This is a genomic window from Rhizobacter sp. J219, assembly GCF_024700055.1.
Taxonomy (GTDB): domain Bacteria; phylum Pseudomonadota; class Gammaproteobacteria; order Burkholderiales; family Burkholderiaceae_C; genus Rhizobacter.
In genome coordinates, this window is sequence record NZ_JAJOND010000001.1 from 2,015,760 (window position 1) to 2,037,887 (window position 22,128).

Annotated in this window: 17 protein-coding genes and 2 pseudogenes; 5 read left to right on the forward strand and 14 right to left on the reverse strand. The window is 65.7% G+C overall.

Going from position 1 to position 22,128, the window contains the following annotated elements; genetic code table 11:
* Window positions 1–211: 211 nt before the first annotated feature.
* The 11 genes and pseudogenes from asd to LRS03_RS09165 all read right to left on the reverse strand — a co-directional run bounded on the left by asd (window position 212) and on the right by LRS03_RS09165 (window position 10,523).
* Window positions 212–1,346 (reverse strand): annotated as a pseudogene (asd, locus tag LRS03_RS09115) (aspartate-semialdehyde dehydrogenase).
* Between the two features lie 63 nt (window positions 1,347–1,409).
* On the reverse strand, window positions 1,410–2,489 hold the full coding sequence (gene leuB / locus LRS03_RS09120; protein WP_257825133.1) for a 3-isopropylmalate dehydrogenase: 1,080 nt from the start codon (window positions 2,487–2,489) through the stop codon (window positions 1,410–1,412).
* A gap of 16 nt (window positions 2,490–2,505) precedes the next feature.
* A complete protein-coding gene (leuD, locus tag LRS03_RS09125) occupies window positions 2,506–3,150 on the reverse strand; it encodes a 3-isopropylmalate dehydratase small subunit (protein ID WP_257825134.1) in 645 nt (214 codons plus the stop codon).
* A gap of 11 nt (window positions 3,151–3,161) precedes the next feature.
* Window positions 3,162–4,572: pseudogene (gene leuC / locus LRS03_RS09130) on the reverse strand (3-isopropylmalate dehydratase large subunit).
* A gap of 114 nt (window positions 4,573–4,686) precedes the next feature.
* The gene (gene gltA / locus LRS03_RS09135; RefSeq protein ID WP_257825135.1) at window positions 4,687–6,000 is read right to left on the reverse strand and encodes a citrate synthase; all 1,314 of its coding nucleotides are present in this window, start codon (window positions 5,998–6,000) and stop codon (window positions 4,687–4,689) included.
* A 37-nt stretch (window positions 6,001–6,037) separates the two neighbouring features.
* Entirely contained in the window at window positions 6,038–6,322 is a 285-nt protein-coding gene (locus tag LRS03_RS09140) for an FAD assembly factor SdhE (RefSeq protein ID WP_257825136.1), read from the reverse strand.
* A 15-nt stretch (window positions 6,323–6,337) separates the two neighbouring features.
* Window positions 6,338–7,042: a succinate dehydrogenase iron-sulfur subunit gene (locus LRS03_RS09145; RefSeq protein WP_257825137.1), complete on the reverse strand. Its 705-nt coding sequence runs from the start codon at window positions 7,040–7,042 to the stop codon at window positions 6,338–6,340.
* 13 nt (window positions 7,043–7,055) lie between these two features.
* Window positions 7,056–8,783 (reverse strand): succinate dehydrogenase flavoprotein subunit, encoded by a 1,728-nt coding sequence (sdhA, locus tag LRS03_RS09150; protein WP_257829465.1) that lies wholly within the window; start codon window positions 8,781–8,783, stop codon window positions 7,056–7,058.
* Between the two features lie 65 nt (window positions 8,784–8,848).
* Window positions 8,849–9,214: a succinate dehydrogenase, hydrophobic membrane anchor protein gene (gene sdhD / locus LRS03_RS09155; RefSeq protein ID WP_257825138.1), complete on the reverse strand. Its 366-nt coding sequence runs from the start codon at window positions 9,212–9,214 to the stop codon at window positions 8,849–8,851.
* A gap of 8 nt (window positions 9,215–9,222) precedes the next feature.
* A complete protein-coding gene (gene sdhC / locus LRS03_RS09160; RefSeq protein WP_374685047.1) occupies window positions 9,223–9,645 on the reverse strand; it encodes a succinate dehydrogenase, cytochrome b556 subunit in 423 nt (140 codons plus the stop codon).
* 104 nt (window positions 9,646–9,749) lie between these two features.
* The gene (locus tag LRS03_RS09165) at window positions 9,750–10,523 is read right to left on the reverse strand and encodes a GntR family transcriptional regulator (RefSeq protein ID WP_257825140.1); all 774 of its coding nucleotides are present in this window, start codon (window positions 10,521–10,523) and stop codon (window positions 9,750–9,752) included.
* 188 nt (window positions 10,524–10,711) lie between these two features.
* Between LRS03_RS09165 and LRS03_RS09170 the strand changes: the two genes are divergently transcribed.
* The 4 genes from LRS03_RS09170 (at window position 10,712) to acnB (ending at window position 16,240) form a co-directional block, all read left to right on the forward strand.
* On the forward strand, window positions 10,712–11,698 hold the full coding sequence (locus LRS03_RS09170) for a malate dehydrogenase (protein ID WP_257825141.1): 987 nt from the start codon (window positions 10,712–10,714) through the stop codon (window positions 11,696–11,698).
* A 67-nt stretch (window positions 11,699–11,765) separates the two neighbouring features.
* On the forward strand, window positions 11,766–12,773 hold the full coding sequence (locus LRS03_RS09175) for an HpcH/HpaI aldolase/citrate lyase family protein (protein ID WP_257825142.1): 1,008 nt from the start codon (window positions 11,766–11,768) through the stop codon (window positions 12,771–12,773).
* Window positions 12,774–13,144: 371 nt separating this feature from the next.
* Window positions 13,145–13,528, forward strand: a complete 384-nt coding sequence (locus LRS03_RS09180; RefSeq protein ID WP_257825143.1) for a hypothetical protein — start codon at window positions 13,145–13,147, stop codon at window positions 13,526–13,528.
* A gap of 120 nt (window positions 13,529–13,648) precedes the next feature.
* Window positions 13,649–16,240, forward strand: a complete 2,592-nt coding sequence (gene acnB / locus LRS03_RS09185; protein ID WP_257825144.1) for a bifunctional aconitate hydratase 2/2-methylisocitrate dehydratase — start codon at window positions 13,649–13,651, stop codon at window positions 16,238–16,240.
* 73 nt (window positions 16,241–16,313) lie between these two features.
* On the opposite strand, the gene LRS03_RS09190 is transcribed toward acnB, so the two are convergent.
* From LRS03_RS09190 to sbcB, 3 genes are all read right to left on the reverse strand, one after another.
* Window positions 16,314–18,071 carry a S8 family peptidase gene (locus LRS03_RS09190; RefSeq protein ID WP_257825145.1) on the reverse strand — a complete coding sequence of 586 codons (1,758 nt, stop codon included), beginning with the start codon at window positions 18,069–18,071 and terminating at the stop codon, window positions 16,314–16,316.
* Window positions 18,072–18,231: 160 nt separating this feature from the next.
* Window positions 18,232–18,948: a hypothetical protein gene (locus LRS03_RS09195; RefSeq protein ID WP_257825146.1), complete on the reverse strand. Its 717-nt coding sequence runs from the start codon at window positions 18,946–18,948 to the stop codon at window positions 18,232–18,234.
* Between the two features lie 31 nt (window positions 18,949–18,979).
* Window positions 18,980–20,413, reverse strand: a complete 1,434-nt coding sequence (gene sbcB, locus LRS03_RS09200) for an exodeoxyribonuclease I (RefSeq protein ID WP_257825147.1) — start codon at window positions 20,411–20,413, stop codon at window positions 18,980–18,982.
* A 401-nt stretch (window positions 20,414–20,814) separates the two neighbouring features.
* Here sbcB and serC point away from each other — a divergent pair, with 401 nt between their 5' ends.
* Complete coding sequence (gene serC, locus LRS03_RS09205; RefSeq protein WP_257825148.1) at window positions 20,815–21,897, forward strand: 3-phosphoserine/phosphohydroxythreonine transaminase; 1,083 nt, start codon at window positions 20,815–20,817, stop codon at window positions 21,895–21,897.
* The last annotated feature ends 231 nt before the right edge of the window (window positions 21,898–22,128 follow it).

The window sequence follows — 22,128 nt, forward strand, 5'->3', positions numbered from 1 at the left end:
AGCCCCACTGCTTTCGGAGTTGTTGTTGACGCGAGCCACGGGCTTTCTGGGCGCTTTCAACCGGTAAAGGTAGAAATCACAATAACATCAACGAGATACAAAGACAAGCTCATGCTTTGCCTGACATTCGTCGGCAAAGCCGATCAAAGGGTTCTGGAGCAGGCCCCTGTGGCGGTTCCACAACGCGGGACGGGGGCCTGGTTTCATTCCATCAAGCGTCGAGCAGGATGCGCAGCATGCGGCGCAGCGGCTCGGCGGCCCCCCCACAGAAGCTGGTCACCAATGGTGAACGCACCCAGGTACTCCGGGCCCATGGCCAGCTTGCGCACACGGCCGACCGGGATCGTCATCGTGCCGGTCACCGCCACCGGCGTCAGGTCGCGCAGCGTGTCTTCACGCGTGTTGGGCACGAACTTCACCCAGGCGTTGTCGTTGCGGATCATGGCCTCGACGTCCGCCAGCGGTACGTCCTTCTTCAGCTTGAAGGTCAGCGCCTGGCTGTGGCAACGCATGGCGCCCACGCGCACGCAGAAGCCGTCGACCGGCACCGCGGGCGTGCCGAAGCCTTCGCCCATGCCCATGATCTTGTTGGTCTCGGCCATGCCCTTCCACTCTTCCTTGGACATGCCATTGCCCAGATCCTTGTCGATCCAGGGAATCAGGCTGCCACCGAGCGGCACGCCGAAGTTGGCCGTCTCGGCTTCGGTCAGGCTGCGCTGCTTGGCGATGACCTTGCGGTCGATCTCGAGGATGGCGCTCTTGGGGTCGTCGAGCAGCGCCTTCACCTCGGCGTTGAGCGTGCCGTATTGCGTGAGCAGCTCGCGCATGTGCTGGGCACCACCGCCAGACGCCGCCTGGTAGGTCTGCGTGCTCATCCACTCGACGAGACCGGCCTTGTACAGCGCGCCCACGCCCATCAGCATGCAGCTCACGGTGCAGTTGCCGCCGATCCAGTTCTTGCCGCCCTTGGCGAGCGCGTTCTTGATCACCGGCATGTTGACCGGGTCGAGGATGATGACCGCGTCATCCTTCATGCGCAGCGTGGAGGCGGCGTCGATCCAGTGACCGTTCCAGCCGGCGGCGCGCAGCTTGGGGTAGACCTCGGTGGTGTAGTCACCGCCCTGGGCGGTGATGATGATGTCGCAGCGCTTGAGCGCATCGATGTTGAAGCCGTCTTGCAGCGTGGTCTCGTTCTTCGCTTGCGCCGGCGCCTTGCCACCGACGTTGCTGGTGCTGAAGAACACCGGCTCGATCAGCGCGAAGTCGTTCTCCGCTTGCATGCGATCCATCAGGACCGAACCCACCATGCCTCGCCAGCCCACCAGGCCGACCAATCTCGTAGCCATCTTGATTCCTATCGTCTGTGAAGTGTTTGATCTGAAAACGCGGGGAGAGGTGACGCCAGAGCGTCAGCCCTGCGCTTTCAGATGGGCGACCACAGCGTCGCCCATCTCCTTTGTGCCGACCTTGGTGGTGCCGGCGCTGTAAATATCGGCGGTGCGCAGGCCTTTGGCCAGCACCGCCTTGACGGCTGCCTCGACGCGTTGCGCGGCAGCCTCCTGGTTCAGGCTGAAACGCAGCATCATTGCGGCAGACAAAATCGTGGCAAGCGGGTTCGCGATGCCCTTGCCCGCAATGTCGGGCGCCGAGCCGTGGCTGGGTTCGTACAGCCCCTGATTCTTCGCGTTGAGCGAGGCCGACGGCAGCATGCCGATCGAGCCGGTCAGCATCGCAGCTTCATCGCTCAGGATGTCGCCGAACATGTTGCCGGTGACGATCACGTCGAGGCGCTTGGGTTGCTTCACGAGCTGCATCGCGGCGTTATCGACGTACATGTGCTCCAGCTCCACGTCGGGGTACTGGGCGTGCACCTCGGTCACCACGTCGCGCCAGAACTGGAAGGTCTCCAGCACATTGGCCTTGTCGACGCTCAACACCTTCTTGTTTCGCTTGCGCGCCGCCTGGAAGGCGACGTGGGCGATGCGCTCGATCTCCGGGCGCGAGTAGCGCATGGTGTCGAAGGCTTCATCGGCACCCTTGAACGCGCCATCGGGCGACTGGCGGCGGCCACGCGGCTGGCCGAAGTAGATGTCGCCGGTCAGCTCGCGGATGATGAGGATGTCGAGGCCCGCAACGATCTCGGGCTTGAGCGACGACGCATGCGTCAGCTCCTCGTAGCAGATGGCCGGGCGGAAGTTGGCGAAGAGCTCGAGGTTCTTGCGCAGCCCGAGGATGGCCTGCTCGGGGCGCAGCGGGCGGTCGAGCTTGTCGTACTTCCAGTCGCCCACGGCGCCGAAGAGCACCGCGTCGGCTTCCTTGGCGAGCTTCAGCGTGTGCTCGGGCAGCGGATGACCGTGCGCCTCATAGGCAGCGCCACCGACCTTGGCCTCTTCCATCTCGAACTTGAGGTCGAGGCAGGCGAGCGCCTTCAGGGCCTCGGCCACGATTTCAGTGCCGATGCCGTCGCCGGGCAGGATCGCGATCTTCATGTTGTCGTCGTCAGGGTCAGATGGTCTTGGCGAGCCAAGGCTTGGTCAGCAGGCGCTCGGTTTCGAAGGCCTTGATCTTGTCGGCATGCCTCAGGGTGAGGCCGATGTCGTCGAAGCCGTTGATGAGGCAGTACTTTCGGAACGACGCGATCTCGAACGGAATCTCGGCGCCATCGGGCTTGGCCACGACCTGGCGCTCCAGATCGATCGTCAGCTGGTAACCAACGAAGGCGTTCACCTCGTCGAACAGCTGGTTGATCGCCGACTCCGGCAACACGATCGGCAGCAGGCCGTTCTTGAAGCTGTTGTTGAAGAAGATGTCGGCGTAGCTCGGTGCGAGGATGGCGCGGAAGCCGTACTGGTCGAGCGCCCATGGCGCGTGTTCGCGCGAGGAGCCGCAGCCGAAGTTCTGGCGGGTCAGCAGGATCGAGGCGCCCTGGTAGCGCGGCTGGTTCAGCACGAAGTCGGGGTTGGGCTTGCGCGTGGACGGATCTTGTCCCGGCTCGCCGTGATCGAGGTAGCGCCATTCGTCGAACAGGTTCGGTCCGAAACCCGACTTCTTGATCGACTTCAGGAACTGCTTCGGAATGATCGCGTCGGTGTCGACGTTCTCGCGGTCGAGCGGTGCGACCAGGCCCTTGTGGAGCTTGAAGGCTTGCATGTCTTGGCTCCTCAGGCGATGCGACGCACGTCGACGAAGTGGCCTTCGATGGCGGCCGCGGCGGCCATCGCCGGGCTCACGAGATGGGTGCGGCCACCCGCGCCCTGGCGCCCTTCGAAGTTGCGGTTGGAGGTCGACGCGCAACGCTCACCCGGCTCCAGCCGGTCGGCGTTCATCGCGAGGCACATCGAGCAGCCCGGCTCGCGCCACTCGAAGCCAGCGGCGGTGAAAACCTTGTCCAGCCCTTCCTTCTCGGCCTGCTCCTTCACGAGACCCGAGCCCGGCACCACGAGGGCGAGCTTCACGTTCGACGCGATGCGCTTGCCCAGACGCTTCACCACGGCCGCCGCTTCGCGCATGTCTTCGATGCGCGAGTTGGTGCACGAGCCGATGAAGACCTTGTCGATGCGGATGTCGGCGATGGGCTTGTTCGGCTCCAACGCCATGTAGGTCAACGCGCGTTCCATCGCGCCGCGCTTGTTGGCGTCCTTCTCGCGGTCGGGATCGGGCACGCGGTCTTCGATGGACAACACCATCTCGGGCGACGTGCCCCAGGTGACCTGCGGGCGGATCTGCGTCGCATCGAGATTCGACCACACGGTCGAACTGCGCATCGGCATCGGAATGCAGCGTGCGCCAGTAGGCGATAGCCTGCTCCAACACCACGCCGGTCGGCGAAAAGGGGCGGCCCTGCACGTAGTTGATGGTCGTGTCGTCCACCGCGATCAGGCCGGCGCGTGCGCCCGCCTCGATCGCCATGTTGCACACCGTCATGCGGCCTTCCATGCTCAGCGCGCGAATGGCCGAGCCGCCGAACTCGATGGTGTAGCCGGTGCCGCCGGCGGTGCCGATCTTGCCGATGATGGCGAGCACGATGTCTTTCGCACCGCAGCCCTTGGGCAGCGTGCCTTCGACCTTGATGAGCAGGTTCTTCGCCTTGCGCGCCAGCAGCGTCTGCGTGGCCAGCACGTGCTCCACCTCGCTGGTGCCGATGCCATGCGCCAGCGCGCCAAAAGCGCCGTGGGTGGAGGTGTGAGAGTCGCCGCAGACGACCGTCATGCCGGGCAGCGTGGCGCCCTGCTCCGGCCCGATCACGTGGACGATGCCCTGGCGCTTGTCGTTCATCTTGAACTGCGTGATGCCGACACGGTCGCAGTTCTTGTCGAGCGTGTCGACCTGCAGGCGCGAGATCGGGTCAGCGATACCGTGTGAACGGTCGGTAGTTGGCACGTTGTGGTCGCTGACCGCCAGGTTGGCCGAAATGCGCCAGACCTTGCGATTCGCCAGGTCCAGCCCCTCGAAGGCTTGCGGGCTCGTCACTTCATGGACGAGGTGGCGGTCGATGTAGAGGACGGCGGTGCCGTCATCTTCGGTGTGGACGACGTGTTCGTCCCAGATCTTGTCGTACAGCGTGCGTCCCATGATGGCTCTCTGGCTGGGGAAATCGCGGAAAAGAGTGAGATTTTAGGCGCGCAGAAACAAAAACCCCGGCTCTCAGGCCGGGGTTCGCGTGCAAAGAAGGCGCTTTTCCGGCGTTCAGGCGCGTTGTGCAATGGGTTTGACGTCGCGCGAAGTGGCGCCGGCGAATAGCTGACGCGGACGGCCGATCTTGTACTCGGGGTCGGAGATCATCTCGTTCAGCTGGGCGATCCAGCCGACCGTGCGGGCCAGCGCGAAGATCGCGGTGAAGAGGCTCACCGGGATGCCGATCGCGCGCTGCACGATGCCCGAGTAGAAGTCGACGTTCGGGTAGAGCTTGCGGGCGACGAAGTATTCGTCTTCCAGCGCGATCTTCTCGAGCGCCATGGCCAGCTTGAACAGCGGGTCGTTCTGCAGGCCCAGGGCGCCCAGCACTTCGTGGCAGGTCTCGCGCATCAGCTTGGCGCGCGGGTCGTAGTTCTTGTAGACCCGATGGCCGAAGCCCATCAGCTTTATGCCGGAGTTCTTGTCCTTCACCTGCTTGATGAACTCGCCGATCTTCTCGACGCCGCCCATCTTCTGCACGTCTTCCAGCATGTTGAGCGCCGCTTCGTTGGCGCCGCCGTGGGCGGGACCCCACAGGCAGGCCACGCCGGCCGCGATGGCGGCGAACGGGTTGGTGCCCGACGAGCCGCACAGGCGCACAGTCGAGGTGGAGGCGTTCTGCTCGTGGTCGGCGTGCAGGATGAAGATCCGGTCCATCGCGCGCACGAGCACGTCGTTCGGCTCGTACTCCTCGCACGGGGTGGCGAACATCATGCGCATGAAGTTGCCGGCGTAGGACAGGTCGTTGCGCGGGTAGATGTAGGGCTGGCCGATGCCGTACTTGTAGGCCATCGCCACGAGCGTCGGCATCTTCGCGATCAGGCGAATCGCGGCGATTTCGCGGTGCTGCGGGTTATTGATGTCGGTGCTGTCGTGATAGAAGGCCGACAGGGCGCCCACCAGGCCGGTCATGACGGCCATCGGATGGGCGTCACGGCGGAAGCCGCGCAGGAAGAACTGCATCTGCTCGTTGACCATCGTGTGGCGGGTCACCGTCTTCACGAAGTCGTCCTTCTGGCCGGCATTGGGCAGCTCGCCCTTCAGCAGCAGGTAGCAGGTCTCGAGGTAGTCGCAGTTGGTGGCGAGCTGCTCGATGGGGTAGCCGCGGTACAGCAGCTCGCCCTTGTCACCGTCGATGTAGGTGATGTTGGACTGGCACGACGCCGTCGACAGGAAGCCCGGGTCGTAGGTGAACTTGCCGGTCTGGGCGTAAAGCTTGCGGATGTCGATCACATCCGGACCCACGGTGCCCTTGTAGACGGGCAGGTCCATGGCAGGGCTGCCGTCCGAGAACGACAGGGTGGCTTTCACGTCTGAGGGGGTCATGGGCGTTCCTTCTTGAGAGTCTGGGAAATCACACGGCTCAGTGGTTGCCGATGCTGTGCGCGGGTTCACGCATCAGCCTGAGCACTTCGAATACTTCTTCTCGCTGCAGCTCGCCTTCGGGCTCCTTGCGGGCCAGCAGCAGGTCCAGCAGGTCGTTGTCTGACAGGTCCATCAACGCCAGCAAGCCTTGGGCCTGCCCTTCGGTAACGGCAACACCCTGGCGCTTGAAGAAGCGCTCCACGAAGAGGTCGTTCTCCAGCAGTCCGCGGCGGCAGCGCCAGCGCAGCTTGGAAAGGGCCCGTTCGTCGATGAGGGTCTGCATGTGCTTGCGATCTGCTTAGACGGCGCGCCGGACCATCAATTCCTTGATCTTGCCGATGGCCTTCGTCGGGTTCAGGCCCTTCGGACAGACATCGACGCAGTTCATGATGGTGTGGCAGCGGAAGAGGCGGTACGGGTCCTCGAGGTTGTCGAGACGCTCACCGGTGGCCTGATCGCGGCTGTCGGCAATGAAACGGTAGGCCTGCAGCAGACCGGCGGGGCCGACGAACTTGTCGGGGTTCCACCAGAAGCTCGGGCAGCTCGTCGAGCAGCTCGCGCACAGGATGCATTCGTACAGGCCGTTGAGCTCTTCACGCTCTTCGGGCGATTGCAGGCGCTCCTTCTCGGGCGGCATGCTGTCGTTCACCAGGTACGGCTTGATCGAGTTGTACTGGGTGAAGAACTGGGTCATGTCCACGATCAGGTCACGAATGACCGGCAGGCCGGGCAGCGGCTTCAGGACCACGACATCCGGCAGCGTGCGCATGTTGGTCAGACAGGCCAGGCCGTTCTTGCCGTTGATGTTCATCGCGTCCGATCCGCACACGCCTTCGCGGCACGAGCGGCGGAAGCTCAAGGTGGGGTCGACCGCCTTCAGCTTCATCAGCGCGTCGAGCAGCATGCGCTCGGAGCCGTCGAGTTCGACCTCGATCGTCTGCATGCGAGGCTTCGCGTCGGTGTCGGGGTCGTAGCGGTAGATCTGGAAAGTGCGCTTTGTCATGGGATCTCTCGGCTCAGAAGGAGCGAACCTTGGGCGGGATCGATTCGGCGGTGAGCGGCTTCAGGTTCACCGGCTTGTAGTCGAGGCGGTTGCCTTCCGAATACCAGAGGGTGTGCTTCATCCACACCTTGTCGTTGCGGCCGTTCGGGAATTCGGGGCTGTCGCCATAGTCGTTCACCGTGTGGGCACCTCGGCTCTCGCGGCGGGCGGCGGCCGAGATCATGGTGGCCAGAGCCGCCTCGATCAGGTTCTCGACCTCCAGCGCCTCGATGCGGGCAGTGTTGAACACCTTGGACTTGTCGGCCAGGTGGATGCCCTTCACGCGCTCGGCGATGGCCTTGATCTTGCCGACGCCTTCGTCCATCGACGCCTGGGTGCGGAACACGCCGGCATGCTGCTGCATCGCCGAGCGGATGTCGTTGGCCACGTCCTGGGCGTACTCGCCGGAGGTGCTCTTCTCGTACTTGGACAGTCGCGACAGCGTGTAGTCGGCCGCGTCGGCCGGCAGCGGCTTGTGCGCCTTGGCCTTGAGGCCGCTCTCAACGATGTGGTTGCCAGCAGCACGGCCGAACACCAGCAGGTCGAGCAACGAGTTGGTGCCCAGGCGGTTGGCCCCGTGCACGCTCACGCAGGAGCACTCGCCTACGGCGTAGAGGCCGTTCACCACGGCGTTGGGGTTGCCATCCTTCGGCACCACGACCTGGCCGTGGATGTTGGTCGGGATGCCGCCCATCTGGTAGTGGATGGTCGGCACCACGGGAATAGGCTCCTTGGTGATGTCGACGTTGGCGAAGTTGTGGCCGATCTCGAAGACCGACGGCAGGCGCTTCATGATGGTCTCGGCACCCAGGTGGGTCATGTCGAGCACCACGTAGTCCTTGTTGGGACCACAGCCACGGCCTTCCTTGATCTCCTGGTCCATGCAGCGCGAGACGAAGTCACGCGGCGCCAGGTCCTTCAGCGTCGGGGCATAACGCTCCATGAAGCGCTCGCCGTTGCTGTTGCGCAGGATCGCGCCTTCGCCGCGGCAGCCTTCGGTCAGCAGCACGCCCGCGCCGGCCACGCCGGTCGGGTGGAACTGCCAGAACTCCATGTCTTCCAGCGGGATGCCGGCACGCGCCGCCATGCCCAGGCCGTCGCCGGTGTTGATGAAGGCGTTGGTGCTGGCCGCGAAGATGCGCCCTGCCCCGCCGGTTGCGAGCAGCACGGTCTTGGCTTCGAGGATGTGCAGGTCGCCGGTTTCCATCTCCAGCGCAGTCACACCGACCACGTCGCCTTCGGCATCGCGGATCAGGTCGAGCGCCATCCACTCGACGAAGAAGTGTGTGCGGGCCTTGACGTTCTGCTGGTATAGCGTGTGCAGCATCGCGTGGCCGGTGCGGTCGGCCGCGGCGCAGGCGCGCTGAACCGGCTTTTCGCCGTAGTTGGCGGTGTGGCCGCCGAAGGGGCGTTGGTAGATGGTGCCGTCGGGGTTGCGGTCGAACGGCATGCCGAAGTGTTCGAGCTCGTAGACGACCTTCGGCGCTTCACGGCACATGAACTCGATGGCGTCCTGGTCGCCGAGCCAGTCGGAGCCCTTCACGGTGTCGAAGAAGTGGTAGTGCCAGTTGTCCTCGCTCATGTTGCCGAGCGAGGCGCCGATGCCGCCTTGCGCCGCGACGGTGTGCGAGCGGGTCGGGAAGACCTTGGACAGCACGGCCACGTTCAGGCCGGCCTGGGCCAGCTGCAGCGACGCGCGCATGCCGGAGCCACCGGCCCCGACGATCACGACGTCGAACTTTCTCTTTGCAATCGATGCGCTCACGTTCACAGTCTCCACAGCACTTGGATGGCCCAACCGGCACAACCCACCAGCCACACGAGCGTGGCCACTTGCAACGCGAGCTTCACGCCCACAGGCTTCACGTAGTCCATCAGCACGTCACGGATGCCCACCCAGACGTGGTAGGCCAGCGCGACGATGGTCACGAAGGTCAGGAAGCGCATCCATTGCGCGCTGAAGATGCCCGCCCACTTGTCGTAGCCCATCGGCCCGGGCAGCAGCACCTGCACGATCAGCACGAGCGTGAAGAGCGCCATCAGCACCGCGGTGACACGCTGGGCCAGCCAGTCGCGCAAGCCATAGTGCGCACCGACCACCGTGCGCTTGGAACCGTAGTTCGGAGTCGTCATGTTCTTGATCAGAAAAAGAGCTTGAAACCGAGCGCCAGCGTGAGCACGATGCTCAAGCCCAGCGTCACGAGCGCCGAGGTGCGGCCGAATTCCTTCGAGACCGAGTGCGTTGCGTCCATCCACAGGTGGCGCAAGCCGGCAAAGAAGTGGTGCAGATAGGCCCAGATGAGGGCCAGCACCACGAGCTTGACGATGATGGCCGGGAAGATCCACAGACCGCCCATGAACGCGCTGGTGAACTCGCCGTAGCTGATCTCCGAGGTGAGGCTCTTGTCGAGCAGCCAGATGATGAACGGCAGCAGCACGAACATCAGGATGCCGCTCACGCGGTGCAGGATCGACACCCATCCGGCCGGGGGAAGCCGGTATTGCGTGGCTTCGAGGAGGCGCATGTTGGCGCCGGGTCTTTGCTTCGCTGTGGTCTCTGCCATACCCAACCTGTAATCCTGTAGAAACTTTCGGAGTTTATTGCAACGCAACAGGGTTTCACCCAGGCGGCCCATTTCTGCGGTCGCCGATCGCCCTGCCGTCAGTTCTAGCTCAGCTCATTGCGGTAGTAGTGCGCCTGGGTGTTGTAGAGGCCTCGGCGCAGTTCCACCGGCTTGTCGCCATAGGTCCGCGACAGCCGCTCCACGCTGAGCAGGGGTGCGCCCAGCGGGACTTGCAGCAGCTCCGCGGCACCCGCATCGGCGGCCACGGCGCGCAGCTGCTCTTCGGCGCGGATCATGCGCACGCCGAACTCGGTTTCGAAGAGGCCGTACATCGGCCCCTGGTAGTCACTCAGACGCTCGGCGGTGAGGCCCCTGAAGAGCGCGCCGTTGAGCCAGATGTCGTCGAGCACCACGGGCGAGCCGTGGAAGTGCAGGACGCGGCGCACCTGCAACGCGGTGTCGCCAGACTTCAGCTCGAGCGCACGAGCCACGTCGGCCGGCGCTCGCAGCCGGCGGCAGTCGATGAAGCGGCGCTGCACGCCACCCGCCTCGCCACTGTCGGGCGTCAGGCGCAGGAAGCGGTACTGGATCTTCTCTTCCGCATGCGTGGCGACGAAAGTGCCCTTGCCCTGGCGCCTGACCACGAGGTTTTCGTCGGCCAGCGCGTCGATCGCCTTGCGCACCGTGCCCTGGCTCACCTTGAAGCGGGCCGCAAGCTCCATTTCGCTCGGGATGGCCTCGCCCGGCTTCCACTCGCCGCTCTGCAGGCTGCGGGTGATCAGCAACTTGATCTGCTGGTACAGCGGGCTGAATGCAGGCCCGTCGGCCTCGCCTTCCGCGGGGCGGGCAGCAGCAGGAACGGACGTCGAGGTGGCCATGTCCGGAATTGCAACACAGGCGCCCGGTTTGCGTCCACGCCCATTTGAAAGATGTCTTATATAAGACATAAGAGCGTTGACACCCCTCGGGTTCCCACCTAGACTCGCCTACACTTCCCGGCTCACTCGAAAAGCGCCCGCGCGGCGGCCCGAATACCCCCATTTCCCTGAACCTTCCGGAGCCTTCCATGAGCAAGAAACCCGTTCGTGTTGCCGTCACCGGCGCTGCTGGCCAGATCGGCTACGCCCTGCTGTTCCGTATCGCCTCGGGCGAGATGCTGGGCAAGGACCAGCCGGTCATCCTCCAGCTCCTGGAGATCCCCGACGAGAAGGCCCAGAAGGCTCTCAAGGGCGTGATGATGGAACTCGACGATTGCGCCTTCCCGCTGCTGGCCGGCATGGAAGCCCACGGCGACGCGATGACCGCCTTCAAGGACACCGACTACGCCCTGCTCGTCGGCGCCCGCCCGCGCGGCCCCGGCATGGAGCGCAAGGACCTGCTGGCCGCCAACGCCCAGATCTTCACCGCCCAAGGCAAGTCCCTCGACAAGGTGGCTTCGCGCAACGTCAAGGTGCTGGTCGTCGGCAACCCCGCCAACACCAACGCCTACATCGCGATGAAGAGCGCGCCCAGCCTGCCGCGCGAGAACTTCACCGCCATGCTGCGCCTCGACCACAACCGCGCTGCGTCGCAGATCGCCGCCAAGACCGGCAAGCCGGTCTCGTCCATCGAGAAGCTGGCCGTGTGGGGCAACCACTCGCCGACGATGTACGCCGACTACCGCTTCGCCACCATCGACGGCAAGTCGGTCAAGGAGATGATCAACGACGACGTGTGGAACAAGGACACCTTCCTGCCCACCGTCGGCAAGCGCGGCGCCGCCATCATCGAGGCCCGTGGCCTGTCGTCGGCCGCTTCGGCTGCCAACGCCGCCATCGACCACATGCGCGACTGGGCCCTGGGCACCAACGGCAAGTGGGTCACGATGGGCATTCCGTCGAACGGCGAATACGGCATCCCGAAGGATGTGATGTTCGGCTACCCGGTCACCACCGAAGGCGGCAAGTACAAGATCGTCGAAGGTCTGCCCATCGACGCCTTCAGCCAGGAGCGCATCAACCTGACGCTGAAGGAACTGCAGGAAGAGCAGGACGGCGTCAAGCACCTGCTCTGATCGCCCGACGCGCAGAGAACAAAGGCCGGTGCATCACGCTGCTGGCCTTTTTTTCGCCCTGACCTGAATGGCCCTCCACCCCCGCCTCGCACTCTTCGACGCGCATGAAAGCGCGCCGGCGCTGCCCGTCTGCGACCACTACTGCGGTGTCGAAGCGCGCATGCGAAAGAGCCTGCAGCTGCAGGCTGAACTCGGCCCGATCTTCGACGTCACGCTCGATTGCGAAGACGGCGCGCCGGTGGGTGGTGAGACCGACCACGCACAGCTCGTCGCCGAGATGGCAAGCTCGGCGCTCAACCTGCACGGGCGCGTCGGCGCACGCGTGCACCCGGTCGATCACCCGAGTTTCGACGCCGACGTGGCCACCCTCGTCAAGCACGCGGGCCAGCAGCTGGCCTACCTGATGGTGCCCAAGATCGAAAGCTTTGATCAGGCCCAGACGGCCGTGGCTGCGATCGACCGCGCGATGGTCGAACACGGCCACAAGCGTGTGCTGCCGGTGCACGTGCTGATCGAAACCCACGGCGGCCTGCGCGACGTGCAGCGCATCGCCGCGCATCCGCGCATCGAGTCGCTGTCGTTCGGGCTGATGGACTTCGTCTCGGCCCACCGCGGCGCCATCCCGCAGGCCGGCATGAGCGCCCACGGCCAGTTCGAACACCCGCTGGTGCTGCGCGCCAAGCTCGAAATCTCGGCGGCCTGCCACGCGTACAACAAGACGCCGTCGCACTGCGTCGTCACCGAATTCAAGAAACTCGACCTGCTGCGCGACGCCGCCAAGAAGGCCTCGCGCCAGCTCGGCTACCTGCGCATGTGGAGCATCCACCCCGACCAGATCCTGCCGATCGTCGAGAGCTTCGCGCCTACGGTCGCCGAAACCGACCAGGCCATCGAGATCCTGATGGCCGCGCAGGCCGCCGACTGGGCGCCCATCAGCCACCACCAGACCCTGCACGACCGCGCGAGCTTCCGCTATTTCTGGCACGTGCTCGAGCGCGCCCGGCAAACCGGCCAGGCGCTGCCGGCGCAGGTCGAGGAAGTGTTTTTTGCCGACACCCCGGGAGCGGCGGCGTGAACTTCCTCACACCCGGCGTTGGCGGCTTGGCGAACAAATGTTTCAGCGCCGGCATGCCCCTCGCACAGGGCGCTAGCACGCCGCGCCGGCGCCGTGGTGACGGACTGCGCGCCCTGTTCGTGACTTCGAACACACCGGTTCGATCGGCGTTTGCCGAGCTTGGCGCACCAGCCCGAACCACGGCACAACGTGTGCGCGCAAGCCGCCGCGCGTCAGCCCTGCAAATTGTTTCAATCCGGGATTTCGCCCTGGGAAGCCCTTGTGAGTGCCACCTCACAATCCGTGCTTCCTCAACACCAGGAGTGAATCCATGATCTCCCCGCATCGCACTGGCCGCTGCCGTTTCTTTCGCCCTCGCTGGCGGCGCCGCCATGGCCCAGACGGCCGCCAAGCCCGCTGCGAAAAAGGCCGCTCCCGCAGAGAAGCCGCTGCCCCAGGCCGACCAGGCCCAGCTCGAAGCCGCCGAGCGCACGCACTTCGGCGTCTACGAGTGCGACTTCAAGCAGACCATCGACGTCTCGATGAATGCCAAGTACCCGGGCTACGTCGACGTCAAGTTCAAGAAAGACACCTGGACGATGAAGCCCAGCGTCTCGTCCACCGGCGCGCTGCGCCTGGAAGACGTCAAGGGCCGCACGCTCCTGCTGCAGATCGCCAACAAGTCGATGCTGATGGACACCAAGATCGGCCAACGCCTGGTCGACGCTTGCGTGCACGAGAAGCAGCGTGCCGCCATGGAGGCGTCGAAGTCGTGATTCGACGAGCTTCTCCGGGTGCGCACGCAAACGTCATGACCGCATGGCAAGTTCCTGTTCGCTCCGCGCGCAGGAATCTTGCTTCCCCTTTCCCTTGCTTTGCACCACCCGGAGAACTCCATGCTTCAAGCCTATCGCCAACACGTTGCTGACCGCGCCGCGCTCGGCATCCCCCCGCTGCCCCTCACGGCCCAGCAGACGGCCGAGGTCATCGAGCTGCTCAAGGCCCCCCCTGCCGGCGAAGGCGAGTTCCTGCTGGACCTGCTGACCCACCGCGTGCCCCCGGGCGTGGACGACGCGGCCAAGGTCAAGGCCTCGTTCCTCTCCGCAGTCGCTCACGGTGACGTGACGGTGGGCCTCATCTCCAAGGCCAAGGCCACCGAGCTGCTCGGCACCATGGTCGGCGGCTACAACGTGCAGCCGCTGGTCGACCTGCTCGACCACGCTGACGTCGCCTCGGTCGCCGCCGATGCGCTGAAGAAGACGCTCCTGATGTTCGACTTCTTCAACGACGTCGCCACCAAGGCCAAGGCTGGCAACGCCAAGGCCAAGGAAGTCATCCAGTCGTGGGCCAACGCCGAGTGGTTCACCTCGCGCCCCGAAGTCGCGAAGAAGATCACCGTCACCGTCTTCAAGGTGCCGGGCGAAACCAACACCGACGACCTGTCGCCCGCGCCTGACGCCTGGAGCCGCCCCGACATCCCGCTGCACTACCTCGCGATGCTGAAGAACACCCGCCCCGACGCGGCCTTCAAGCCCGAGGAAGACGGCAAGCGCGGCCCGATGCAGTTCATCGAAGACCTGAAGAAGAAGGGCAACCTCGTGGCCTACGTGGGCGACGTGGTCGGCACCGGCTCTTCGCGCAAGTCGGCCACCAACTCGGTGATCTGGGCCACGGGTGAAGACATCCCGTTCGTGCCGAACAAGCGCTTCGGCGGCGTCACCCTCGGCGGCAAGATCGCTCCGATCTTCTTCAACACCCAGGAAGACTCCGGCGCGCTGCCGATCGAGGTCGACGTGTCGAAGCTCGAGATGGGCGACGTGATCGACGTCTACCCCTACGACGGCAAGCTCGAGAAGAACGGCCAGACGGTCGCCACCTTCGCGCTCAAGAGCGACGTGCTGCTCGACGAAGTGCGCGCCGGCGGCCGCATCAACCTCATCATCGGCCGCTCGCTGACCGCCAACGCGCGCGAGTTCCTGGGGCTGCCCGCCTCCACCGTGTTCCGCCTGCCGACGGCCCCTGCCGCCAGCACCAAGGGCTTCACGCTCGCGCAGAAGATGGTCGGCCGCGCCTGTGGTCTGCCCGAAGGCCAGGGCGTGCGCCCCGGCACGTATTGCGAACCCAAGATGACCACCGTCGGCTCGCAAGACACCACCGGCCCGATGACCCGCGACGAGCTGAAGGACCTGGCCTGCCTCGGCTTCAGCGCCGACATGGTGATGCAGTCCTTCTGCCACACCGCGGCCTACCCGAAGCCGGTCGACGTGAAGATGCACCGCGAGCTGCCCGCCTTCATCAGCAACCGCGGCGGTGTGGCCCTGCGCCCGGGTGACGGCGTGATCCACAGCTGGCTCAACCGCCTGCTGCTGCCTGACACCGTGGGCACCGGCGGCGACTCGCACACCCGCTTCCCGATCGGCATCTCGTTCCCCGCCGGCTCGGGCCTGGTGGCCTTTGCCGCCGCGACCGGCGTGATGCCGCTCGACATGCCCGAATCGGTGCTGGTGCGCTTCAAGGGCGAGCTGCAGCCGGGCGTGACCCTGCGTGACCTCGTGCATGCCATCCCGCTGTACGCCATCAAGCAAGGCCTGCTGACGGTGGCCAAGGCCGGCAAGAAGAACATCTTCTCGGGCCGCGTGCTCGAGATCGAAGGCCTGCCGAACCTGAAGGTCGAGCAAGCGTTCGAGCTGTCGGATGCCTCCGCCGAGCGCTCGGCTGCCGGCTGCACGATCAAGCTCAACAAGGAGCCGGTCGCCGAGTACCTGAAGTCGAACGTCGTTCTGATGAAGAACATGATCGCCAACGGTTATGCCGACGCCCGCACCCTGCAGCGTCGCATCGAGAAGGTCGAAGCCTGGCTCTCCAACCCGCAGCTGCTCGAAGCCGACAAGGATGCCGAGTACGCCGCCGTCATCGAGATCGACCTCGCCGACATCAAGGAGCCGATCGTCTGCTGCCCGAACGACCCGGACGACGCCAAGTTCCTGTCGGAAGTGCAAGGCACCAAGATCGACGAAGCCTTCATCGGCTCGTGCATGACCAACATCGGCCACTTCCGTGCGGCTGCCAAGCTGCTCGGCGGCCAGCGCGACATCCCGGTCAAGCTGTGGGTCGCCCCGCCGACCAAGATGGACCAGGACGAGCTGATCAAGGAAGGCCATTACGCCGCCTTCGGCACCGCCGGTGCGCGCACCGAGATGCCGGGCTGCTCGCTGTGCATGGGCAACCAGGCGCAGGTGCGCGAGGGCGCGACGGTCATCTCGACCTCGACCCGCAACTTCCCGAACCGCCTCGGCAAGAACACCAACGTGTTCCTGGGTTCCGCCGAGCTCGCCGCCATCGCTTCGCGCCTGGGCAAGCTGCCCTCGCCGGCCGAGTACCTGAAGGAGATGGGCATCATCGACGCCGACAAGGCGAGCGTGTACCGCTACCTCAACTTCAACCAGATCGACGAGTATGTCGAGACGGCGAAGACTGTGACGGCCTGATCCATCAGCGCTGAAACGGAAAAGCCCGCGGTTCACACCGCGGGCTTTTTTCTTTGGCGAGGCAAGCGCGGGGTCAGTCGATCGCGAGCGAGTACGCCCCGCCCGAGCCGGTGGTGCCGCTGACGTAGCGCACCCGCAGATAGACCGCGGCCGTCGTGCTGCCGCTGTTGCGCACCGACAGGCTCTCCTGGGCGCCCGTGCCCAGCGTGCTGCGGGCCAGCTCGGTGCCGTTGCTGTTGTAGAGGTAGAGGTCGTAGTTCGCGGTGACCACCGGCGACAGCACCGCGCCCAGCGTGCTGCCCGGGCTCAGGTTGACGCGGTAGTAGTCGGTGTCGTACCGGCTGCTGACCGTGCCGTTCACGGTGTAGCCCTCGCGCACGAGCTGTGCGCTCGACAGGCTGCCGTTGGACTCGACCTCGGCCACGGTGTTTGTCGGCGGCGGCGCTGTGCCGCCACCCGCGGCCACCACGGCGGCGTGGGCGTCGACGATGCCACTGCCGCATTGCGAGCAGGTCGCCGGAAACGCACGCGCCGTGCTCCTCAGCAAAGACGCCACCTGGTCAGGTGTGAGCGACGGGTTGCGCGAGAGCATCAACGCGGCCACGCCGGCCACGTGCGGCGCGGCCATCGAGGTGCCCTGGTAGTAGGCGTAGTTGTCGCTGCCCGGCGTGCGCGTGCCGCTGTTGAGCGTCGACAGCACGCCGTTGGCCGCGCCCGACGAGGTCTCACCGCCCGGGGCAGCTACCGCCACGTTCGCCCCGTAGTTGGAATACGCGGCCCGCCCGCCGTTGCGGTTGGTCGCCGCCACGGTGACGACGCCCGCGCAGCTCGCCGGCGAGAAGCCCGAGGCGTTGGCATTGCTGTTGCCAGCCGCCACGATCACCACCGCACCGCGGCTGCGCGCGAGGTTCACCGCGTTCTGCGAGGTCGTGTCGCACGCACCGCCACCGCCCAGCGACAGGTTGAGCACACGCGCCGGCGTCGGGTTGCTGGGCACGCCAGACACCGTGCCGCCAGCCGCCCAGATGATGCCGTCGGCAATGTCGGAGGTGTAGCCGCCGCACTTGCCCAGCACGCGCACCGGCTGCACCTTGGCACCGTAGGCGATGCCGGAGACGCCGTTGCCGTTGTTCGTCACCGCGGCGATGGTGCCGGCCACATGGGTACCGTGCCAGCTGCTGTTGTGCGAAGGGCTCAGGAAGCCGCATTCGCCGTAGCTCGCGTAGTCGCCGGGGTCGCGCGCATCGTTGTCGCGCGCATTGCCATCGTTGCCGTTGGTGGTGTCGCGGATCATGTCGTAGCCGGCGATCACGTTGGCGGCCAGGTCGGCGTGCGGGCGGTAGCCGGTGTCGATCACGGCCACGACCACGCCGCTGCCGGTCGACAAGTCCCACGCGGGCGGCGCGTTGATGCCGCCGCGCGCCTCGTAGTAGTGCCACTGCTGCCCGTACTGCGTGTCGTTGGGTGTGGCGAGCGCGTGCAGGATGCGGTCGGGCTCGGCGTATTCCACGTCGGCATCGCCTTCAGCGATCTCGCGGGCCAGCTCGCGAATGTCGGCCAGCGGCAGGCGACGCTCCAGTCGCATCACGTGCGTGCCCAGCGCGCCGCGGCGCAGCAGCTCCAGGCGCAAGCCCCGGCGCGTGGCCGCCTCGTGCGCACGCGCGGGCAACGCGGCGCCCACGTCGCGGCGGTACTTCACGATGAGCCGGTCTGTCGGCAACTCGGGCGCCGCCAACGCCGCCGGGTCTGCACTGCCTGCCCACGCGCCTGCCGGCAGAGCGGCAAGGGCCAGCGCCGCCAGCAGCGGCCGCAGGGAATGGGTCTTGTCCATGGGGTGTCTCCTCGAACGGTGCGTCGGTGCTGTGGATTCAGCAGGATGGGCGCGGATGTTCGAGTTCTGCACAGTCGTGCAAAACGTGGAATACCCGGAGTCGGGCGCAACTGGACAGCTCGGTACAAGCCCGGGCCAAGTCGCTACAAACGGCGCGCGGTCAGAAGCCGAACTGCAGCGTGGCCATCGGCCCACGGGCGCGGATGTTGACCTCGGATGCTGCGCCCGGCACCAGCGGCTCGATGTCGTGCCGCCGGTCGGAATACCCGAGCCGCAGCGCCACCTGCGGCAGCGGGCTGAGCACGAGTGCCGCCTCGTAGGTGCTGCCCGAGGCCCAGGCCGAGGTGTGGAGGTAGCTCAGCCGCGCCTCCACCGCCACCCGGTCGTTGAATCGCCAGCGCGGCGTCACGCCGCCGATGAACCCGGTGTCGCTGTCGTTCAACGTGGTGGTGGTGACGCCACTGTTGGGCGTGGTGCGCAGCTTCAGCTGCACGCGTGCCGCGCCGATGAAGGGCTCCAGCTCGAAGTGATCGCCGAAGCGCAAGCGGTGGTTGTAGGCGATGTAGCCGTACTGCATCTTGGCCTTGTGCCGCAGCGTGTCGAGGCCGAAGAAGCTGCCGCCATCGAGCAGCACCGACTCGCCCACGCCCAGCACCTGGGTGTCTTTCGCGGTGTAGTGCTCGTAGCCCACCTCGACGCCCGGGCCGGAAGGCCGCGTGCCCGACGTGCCATGGAAGGTGGCGCGCACACTGCCAGCGGCCGACTCGCGGTCGCGGATCGGAACGTTCTGTACGCTGCCGCACCCCGCCACCACCGCGACGAGTGCCATGCCGAGCGGGAGACGGGCCCGCCCTTGAAACGATGCTTGCCACGACATGCCGCCACCTCCGTGTGGGTGAGTGAAAGAGTCAGTCGCGCTCGGGCGCGATCTCGGTCGCGTAGTCGACAAGCGCACCGAGGATGTCCTGGCCACGCTCATCGGCCGTCTGCTCCAGCTCGTCGATGCGCTCGAAGAAGGCATCGAGGGTGAGCGCGCCGCCGGCGCCATCGTGCAGCTTGTGGGCGCAGTGTTCCCGCCATTGCAGCTGCTCGGCGTCGTTCAGCGTGTGCGGGAAGTTGCGGGCACGATAGCGGAACAGGATCTCGTCGAGCCGCTTGTCGGCAAACACCGGGCGCTTCTCGGCCAGCTGCTCGGGCGTGAGCGTGCGCAGGCGCTGCAGGGTGCGGCGGTCTTCGTTGCCGACGAAGCCACCGTAGAGGTCTTCGTCGACGTCGGGCGTGCCGTCCATCGCCGGCCGCTCGAACACCGCCGGCCACATGCCGGCGAGCAACTGGCCTTTCTGGCCGCACACCTCGGCATGCCGCAGGCCGAGCGCCATGTCGATGCCCCATTTGGCCGCAACCGCATCGGTCAGCGTCTTGAGGTTGCCCACCACGATGGGCGACTTGTTGATGTGGATGGTCTTGATCGGCAGGCGCGTCACGCCCTCGGGCAGGTCGTCGCTGCGGCTGAACATGCGCTGCCGCATCGTCTCGACGTCGAGTTCGAACAGCTCGGCCGGGTCGGAAGCCAGGTCCCACACGATGACTTCATTCTTGTTGGTGGGGTGCGGCGCCAGCGGCCACACGAGCGCCATGCAGCCACGCTCCACGCCATACATGCCCGAGATGTGCAGGAAGGGCCGGCCCACGCCCATCTCGCGGATCACTTCGTCCTTGCGGCGCAGGCGCAGGCAGAAGTCCCACAGCTTGGGCTGGCGCGTCTTGATGAGCTTGGCCACGGCGATCGTCGCGCGCACGTCAGACAGCGCATCGTGCGCCGCTTCGTGCAGCAGGCCGTTGGCGCGGGTGAGGTGTTCGAGCTTGAACGAGGGGCGCCCATCGTCATGCTTCGGCCACTCGATGCCTTCGGGCCGCAGCGCCCAGGTGGTGCGCACCACGTCGAGCAGGTCCCAGCGGCCGCATTCGTTCTGCCACTCGCGGGCATAGGGGTCGATGAGGTTGCGCCAGAAGAGGTGGCGCGTCACCTCGTCGTCGAAGCGGATGGAGTTGTAGCCCACGCCGATGGTGCCGGGCGTGGCAAGTTCCTTCTCGATGAGGCCGGCGAACGCATGCTCGGGCAGGCCTTGCGCGAGACACACCTGCGGCAAGATGCCGGTGAGAAGGCACGACTCGGGGTCGGGCAGGTAGTCGGGCGCAGGCTGGCAATACACCATCACCGGCTCACCGATCTCGTTCAGATCGGCGTCGGTGCGCACACCGGCGAATTGCGAGGGCCGGTCGCGGCGCGGCACACGACCGAAGGTTTCGTAGTCGTGCCAGAAGAAGCTCATGTCAGTCATGGGCTTGGAATCTAACAGGGCACGTTCTGAGCGTGCGCGGGGAGCGGGGGTGTCGCACTACGCTCATGTCCTCCGCCTCCGATCACTCCCGTGATCGGAGGCTCCCCCCTTACTTCGCTCCGTGCGACACCCCCACTCCCCGCGCCGACACCACCAAGCTCTTTCTGAATGGGCATTGCGTCTCGCACATCGGGCCTGGGGTGAGGGGCGCAGTGAAGTGAAGGGGGAATTCATCGACCCGGGAGGGTCGATGAAGGAGGACATGAACGGAGCCCCTCACCCCAGGCCCGACGTGCCGCTCCGGCCCTGTGCCCCCGCAAAACCACAGAATCTGTATCGCAGCACCCCGAACACCATCGGCTAAGCTTCCCGCCCTCGCAGGCAATTTCGAAAACGCAGACATGACTCGCGCCTACAACTTCAGCGCCGGCCCCGCCGTCCTCCCCGAATCCGTGCTCCGCCAAGCCGCCGACGAGATGCTCGACTGGCACGGCTCGGGCATGTCGGTGATGGAGATGAGCCACCGCGGCAAGGAGTTCATGTCGATCCTGGCGCAGGCCAAGGCCGATCTCGCCGAGCTGCTGAACCTGCCAAGCAACTACAAGATCCTCTTCCTGCAGGGCGGCGGTGTCGGCATGAACGGCATCATTCCGATGAACCTGCTAGGCAACAAGAAGAGCATCGACGTCATCAACACCGGCTCATGGGCCAGCAAGTCGCTCAAGGAAGCCAAGAAGTACGCCCGCGCGAACGAGGCCGCGACCAGCGAGCCGCAGCACTTCACCTGCATCCCGCCGCGCGACACCTGGAAGCTCGACCCCGAGGCTGCCTACGTGCACATCTGCAGCAACGAGACCATCGGCGGCGTGCAATACCACTGGGTGCCTGACACCGGCGACGTGCCAATCGTGGCCGACATGTCCTCCGACATCCTCTCGCGCCCCATCGACGTGAGCCGCTACGGCCTCATCTTCGCCGGCGCGCAGAAGAACATGGGCCCTTCGGGCATGACGCTTGTGCTCGTGCGCGACGACCTGCTCGGCCGTGCCCTGCCCATCACGCCGAATGCCTTCGACTTCAAGCAGCAGGCCGACAACGACTCCATGCTCAACACCCCGCCCACCTACGCGATCTACATCGCCGGGCTGGTGTACCAGTGGCTCAAGGAACAGGGCGGTCTCGCCGCGATGGAAGCGCACAACCGCAAGAAGGCCGCACTGCTGTACGACCTGCTCGACGCCACGCCGTTCTACACGAGCCCCGTCGCGCGCAGCGATCGTTCGCTGATGAACGTGCCTTTCACCCTGCCCACCGAAGAGCTGACCACCGCCTTCCTGAAGGGCGCGCAAGAGCGCGGCATGGTGCAGCTCAAGGGCCACAGCTCGGTGGGCGGCATCCGTGCCTCGATCTACAACGCCATGCCCATCGAGGGCGTGCAGGTGCTGGCCGAATACATGAAGGATTTCGCGGCCCGCCACGGTTGACCCTTCGCGGCGCCGCCGCCCCTTCTATATAGAGAACGCGAACGGTTTCACGACATCGCAACGCACAGGCCCCGCCGGCAACGGCGGGGCCTGTGTCGTTTCAGCGGGTCATCCGTGACGGATGTCTCGCGCATCCCGTCAGCACTGTCGTGCACCGAGAACTACGCCGGCTATGGGCCGCAAATCCCCCTTAAGTCCGGGGGGAGGTCACCGATATTCCGACGGACTGGG

Bases quoted from the DNA above. Each gene is read 5' to 3' on its own strand.
- leuB (WP_257825133.1), bottom strand. From the start codon at position 2,489: ATGAAGATCGCGATCCTGCCCGGCGACGGCATCGGCACTGAAATCGTG.
- leuD (WP_257825134.1), bottom strand. From the start codon at position 3,150: ATGCAAGCCTTCAAGCTCCACAAGGGCCTGGTCGCACCGCTCGACCGC.
- gltA (WP_257825135.1), bottom strand. From the start codon at position 6,000: ATGACCCCCTCAGACGTGAAAGCCACCCTGTCGTTCTCGGACGGCAGC.
- LRS03_RS09140 (WP_257825136.1), bottom strand. From the start codon at position 6,322: ATGCAGACCCTCATCGACGAACGGGCCCTTTCCAAGCTGCGCTGGCGC.
- LRS03_RS09145 (WP_257825137.1), bottom strand. From the start codon at position 7,042: ATGACAAAGCGCACTTTCCAGATCTACCGCTACGACCCCGACACCGAC.
- sdhA (WP_257829465.1), bottom strand. From the start codon at position 8,783: ATGCGCGCGTCGCTGCAGCTGGCCCAGGCCGGCCTGAACGTGGCCGTG.
- sdhD (WP_257825138.1), bottom strand. From the start codon at position 9,214: ATGACGACTCCGAACTACGGTTCCAAGCGCACGGTGGTCGGTGCGCAC.
- sdhC (WP_374685047.1), bottom strand. From the start codon at position 9,645: ATGGCAGAGACCACAGCGAAGCAAAGACCCGGCGCCAACATGCGCCTC.
- LRS03_RS09165 (WP_257825140.1), bottom strand. From the start codon at position 10,523: ATGGCCACCTCGACGTCCGTTCCTGCTGCTGCCCGCCCCGCGGAAGGC.
- LRS03_RS09170 (WP_257825141.1), top strand. From the start codon at position 10,712: ATGAGCAAGAAACCCGTTCGTGTTGCCGTCACCGGCGCTGCTGGCCAG.
- LRS03_RS09175 (WP_257825142.1), top strand. From the start codon at position 11,766: ATGGCCCTCCACCCCCGCCTCGCACTCTTCGACGCGCATGAAAGCGCG.
- LRS03_RS09180 (WP_257825143.1), top strand. From the start codon at position 13,145: ATGGCCCAGACGGCCGCCAAGCCCGCTGCGAAAAAGGCCGCTCCCGCA.
- acnB (WP_257825144.1), top strand. From the start codon at position 13,649: ATGCTTCAAGCCTATCGCCAACACGTTGCTGACCGCGCCGCGCTCGGC.
- LRS03_RS09190 (WP_257825145.1), bottom strand. From the start codon at position 18,071: ATGGACAAGACCCATTCCCTGCGGCCGCTGCTGGCGGCGCTGGCCCTT.
- LRS03_RS09195 (WP_257825146.1), bottom strand. From the start codon at position 18,948: ATGTCGTGGCAAGCATCGTTTCAAGGGCGGGCCCGTCTCCCGCTCGGC.
- sbcB (WP_257825147.1), bottom strand. From the start codon at position 20,413: ATGACTGACATGAGCTTCTTCTGGCACGACTACGAAACCTTCGGTCGT.
- serC (WP_257825148.1), top strand. From the start codon at position 20,815: ATGACTCGCGCCTACAACTTCAGCGCCGGCCCCGCCGTCCTCCCCGAA.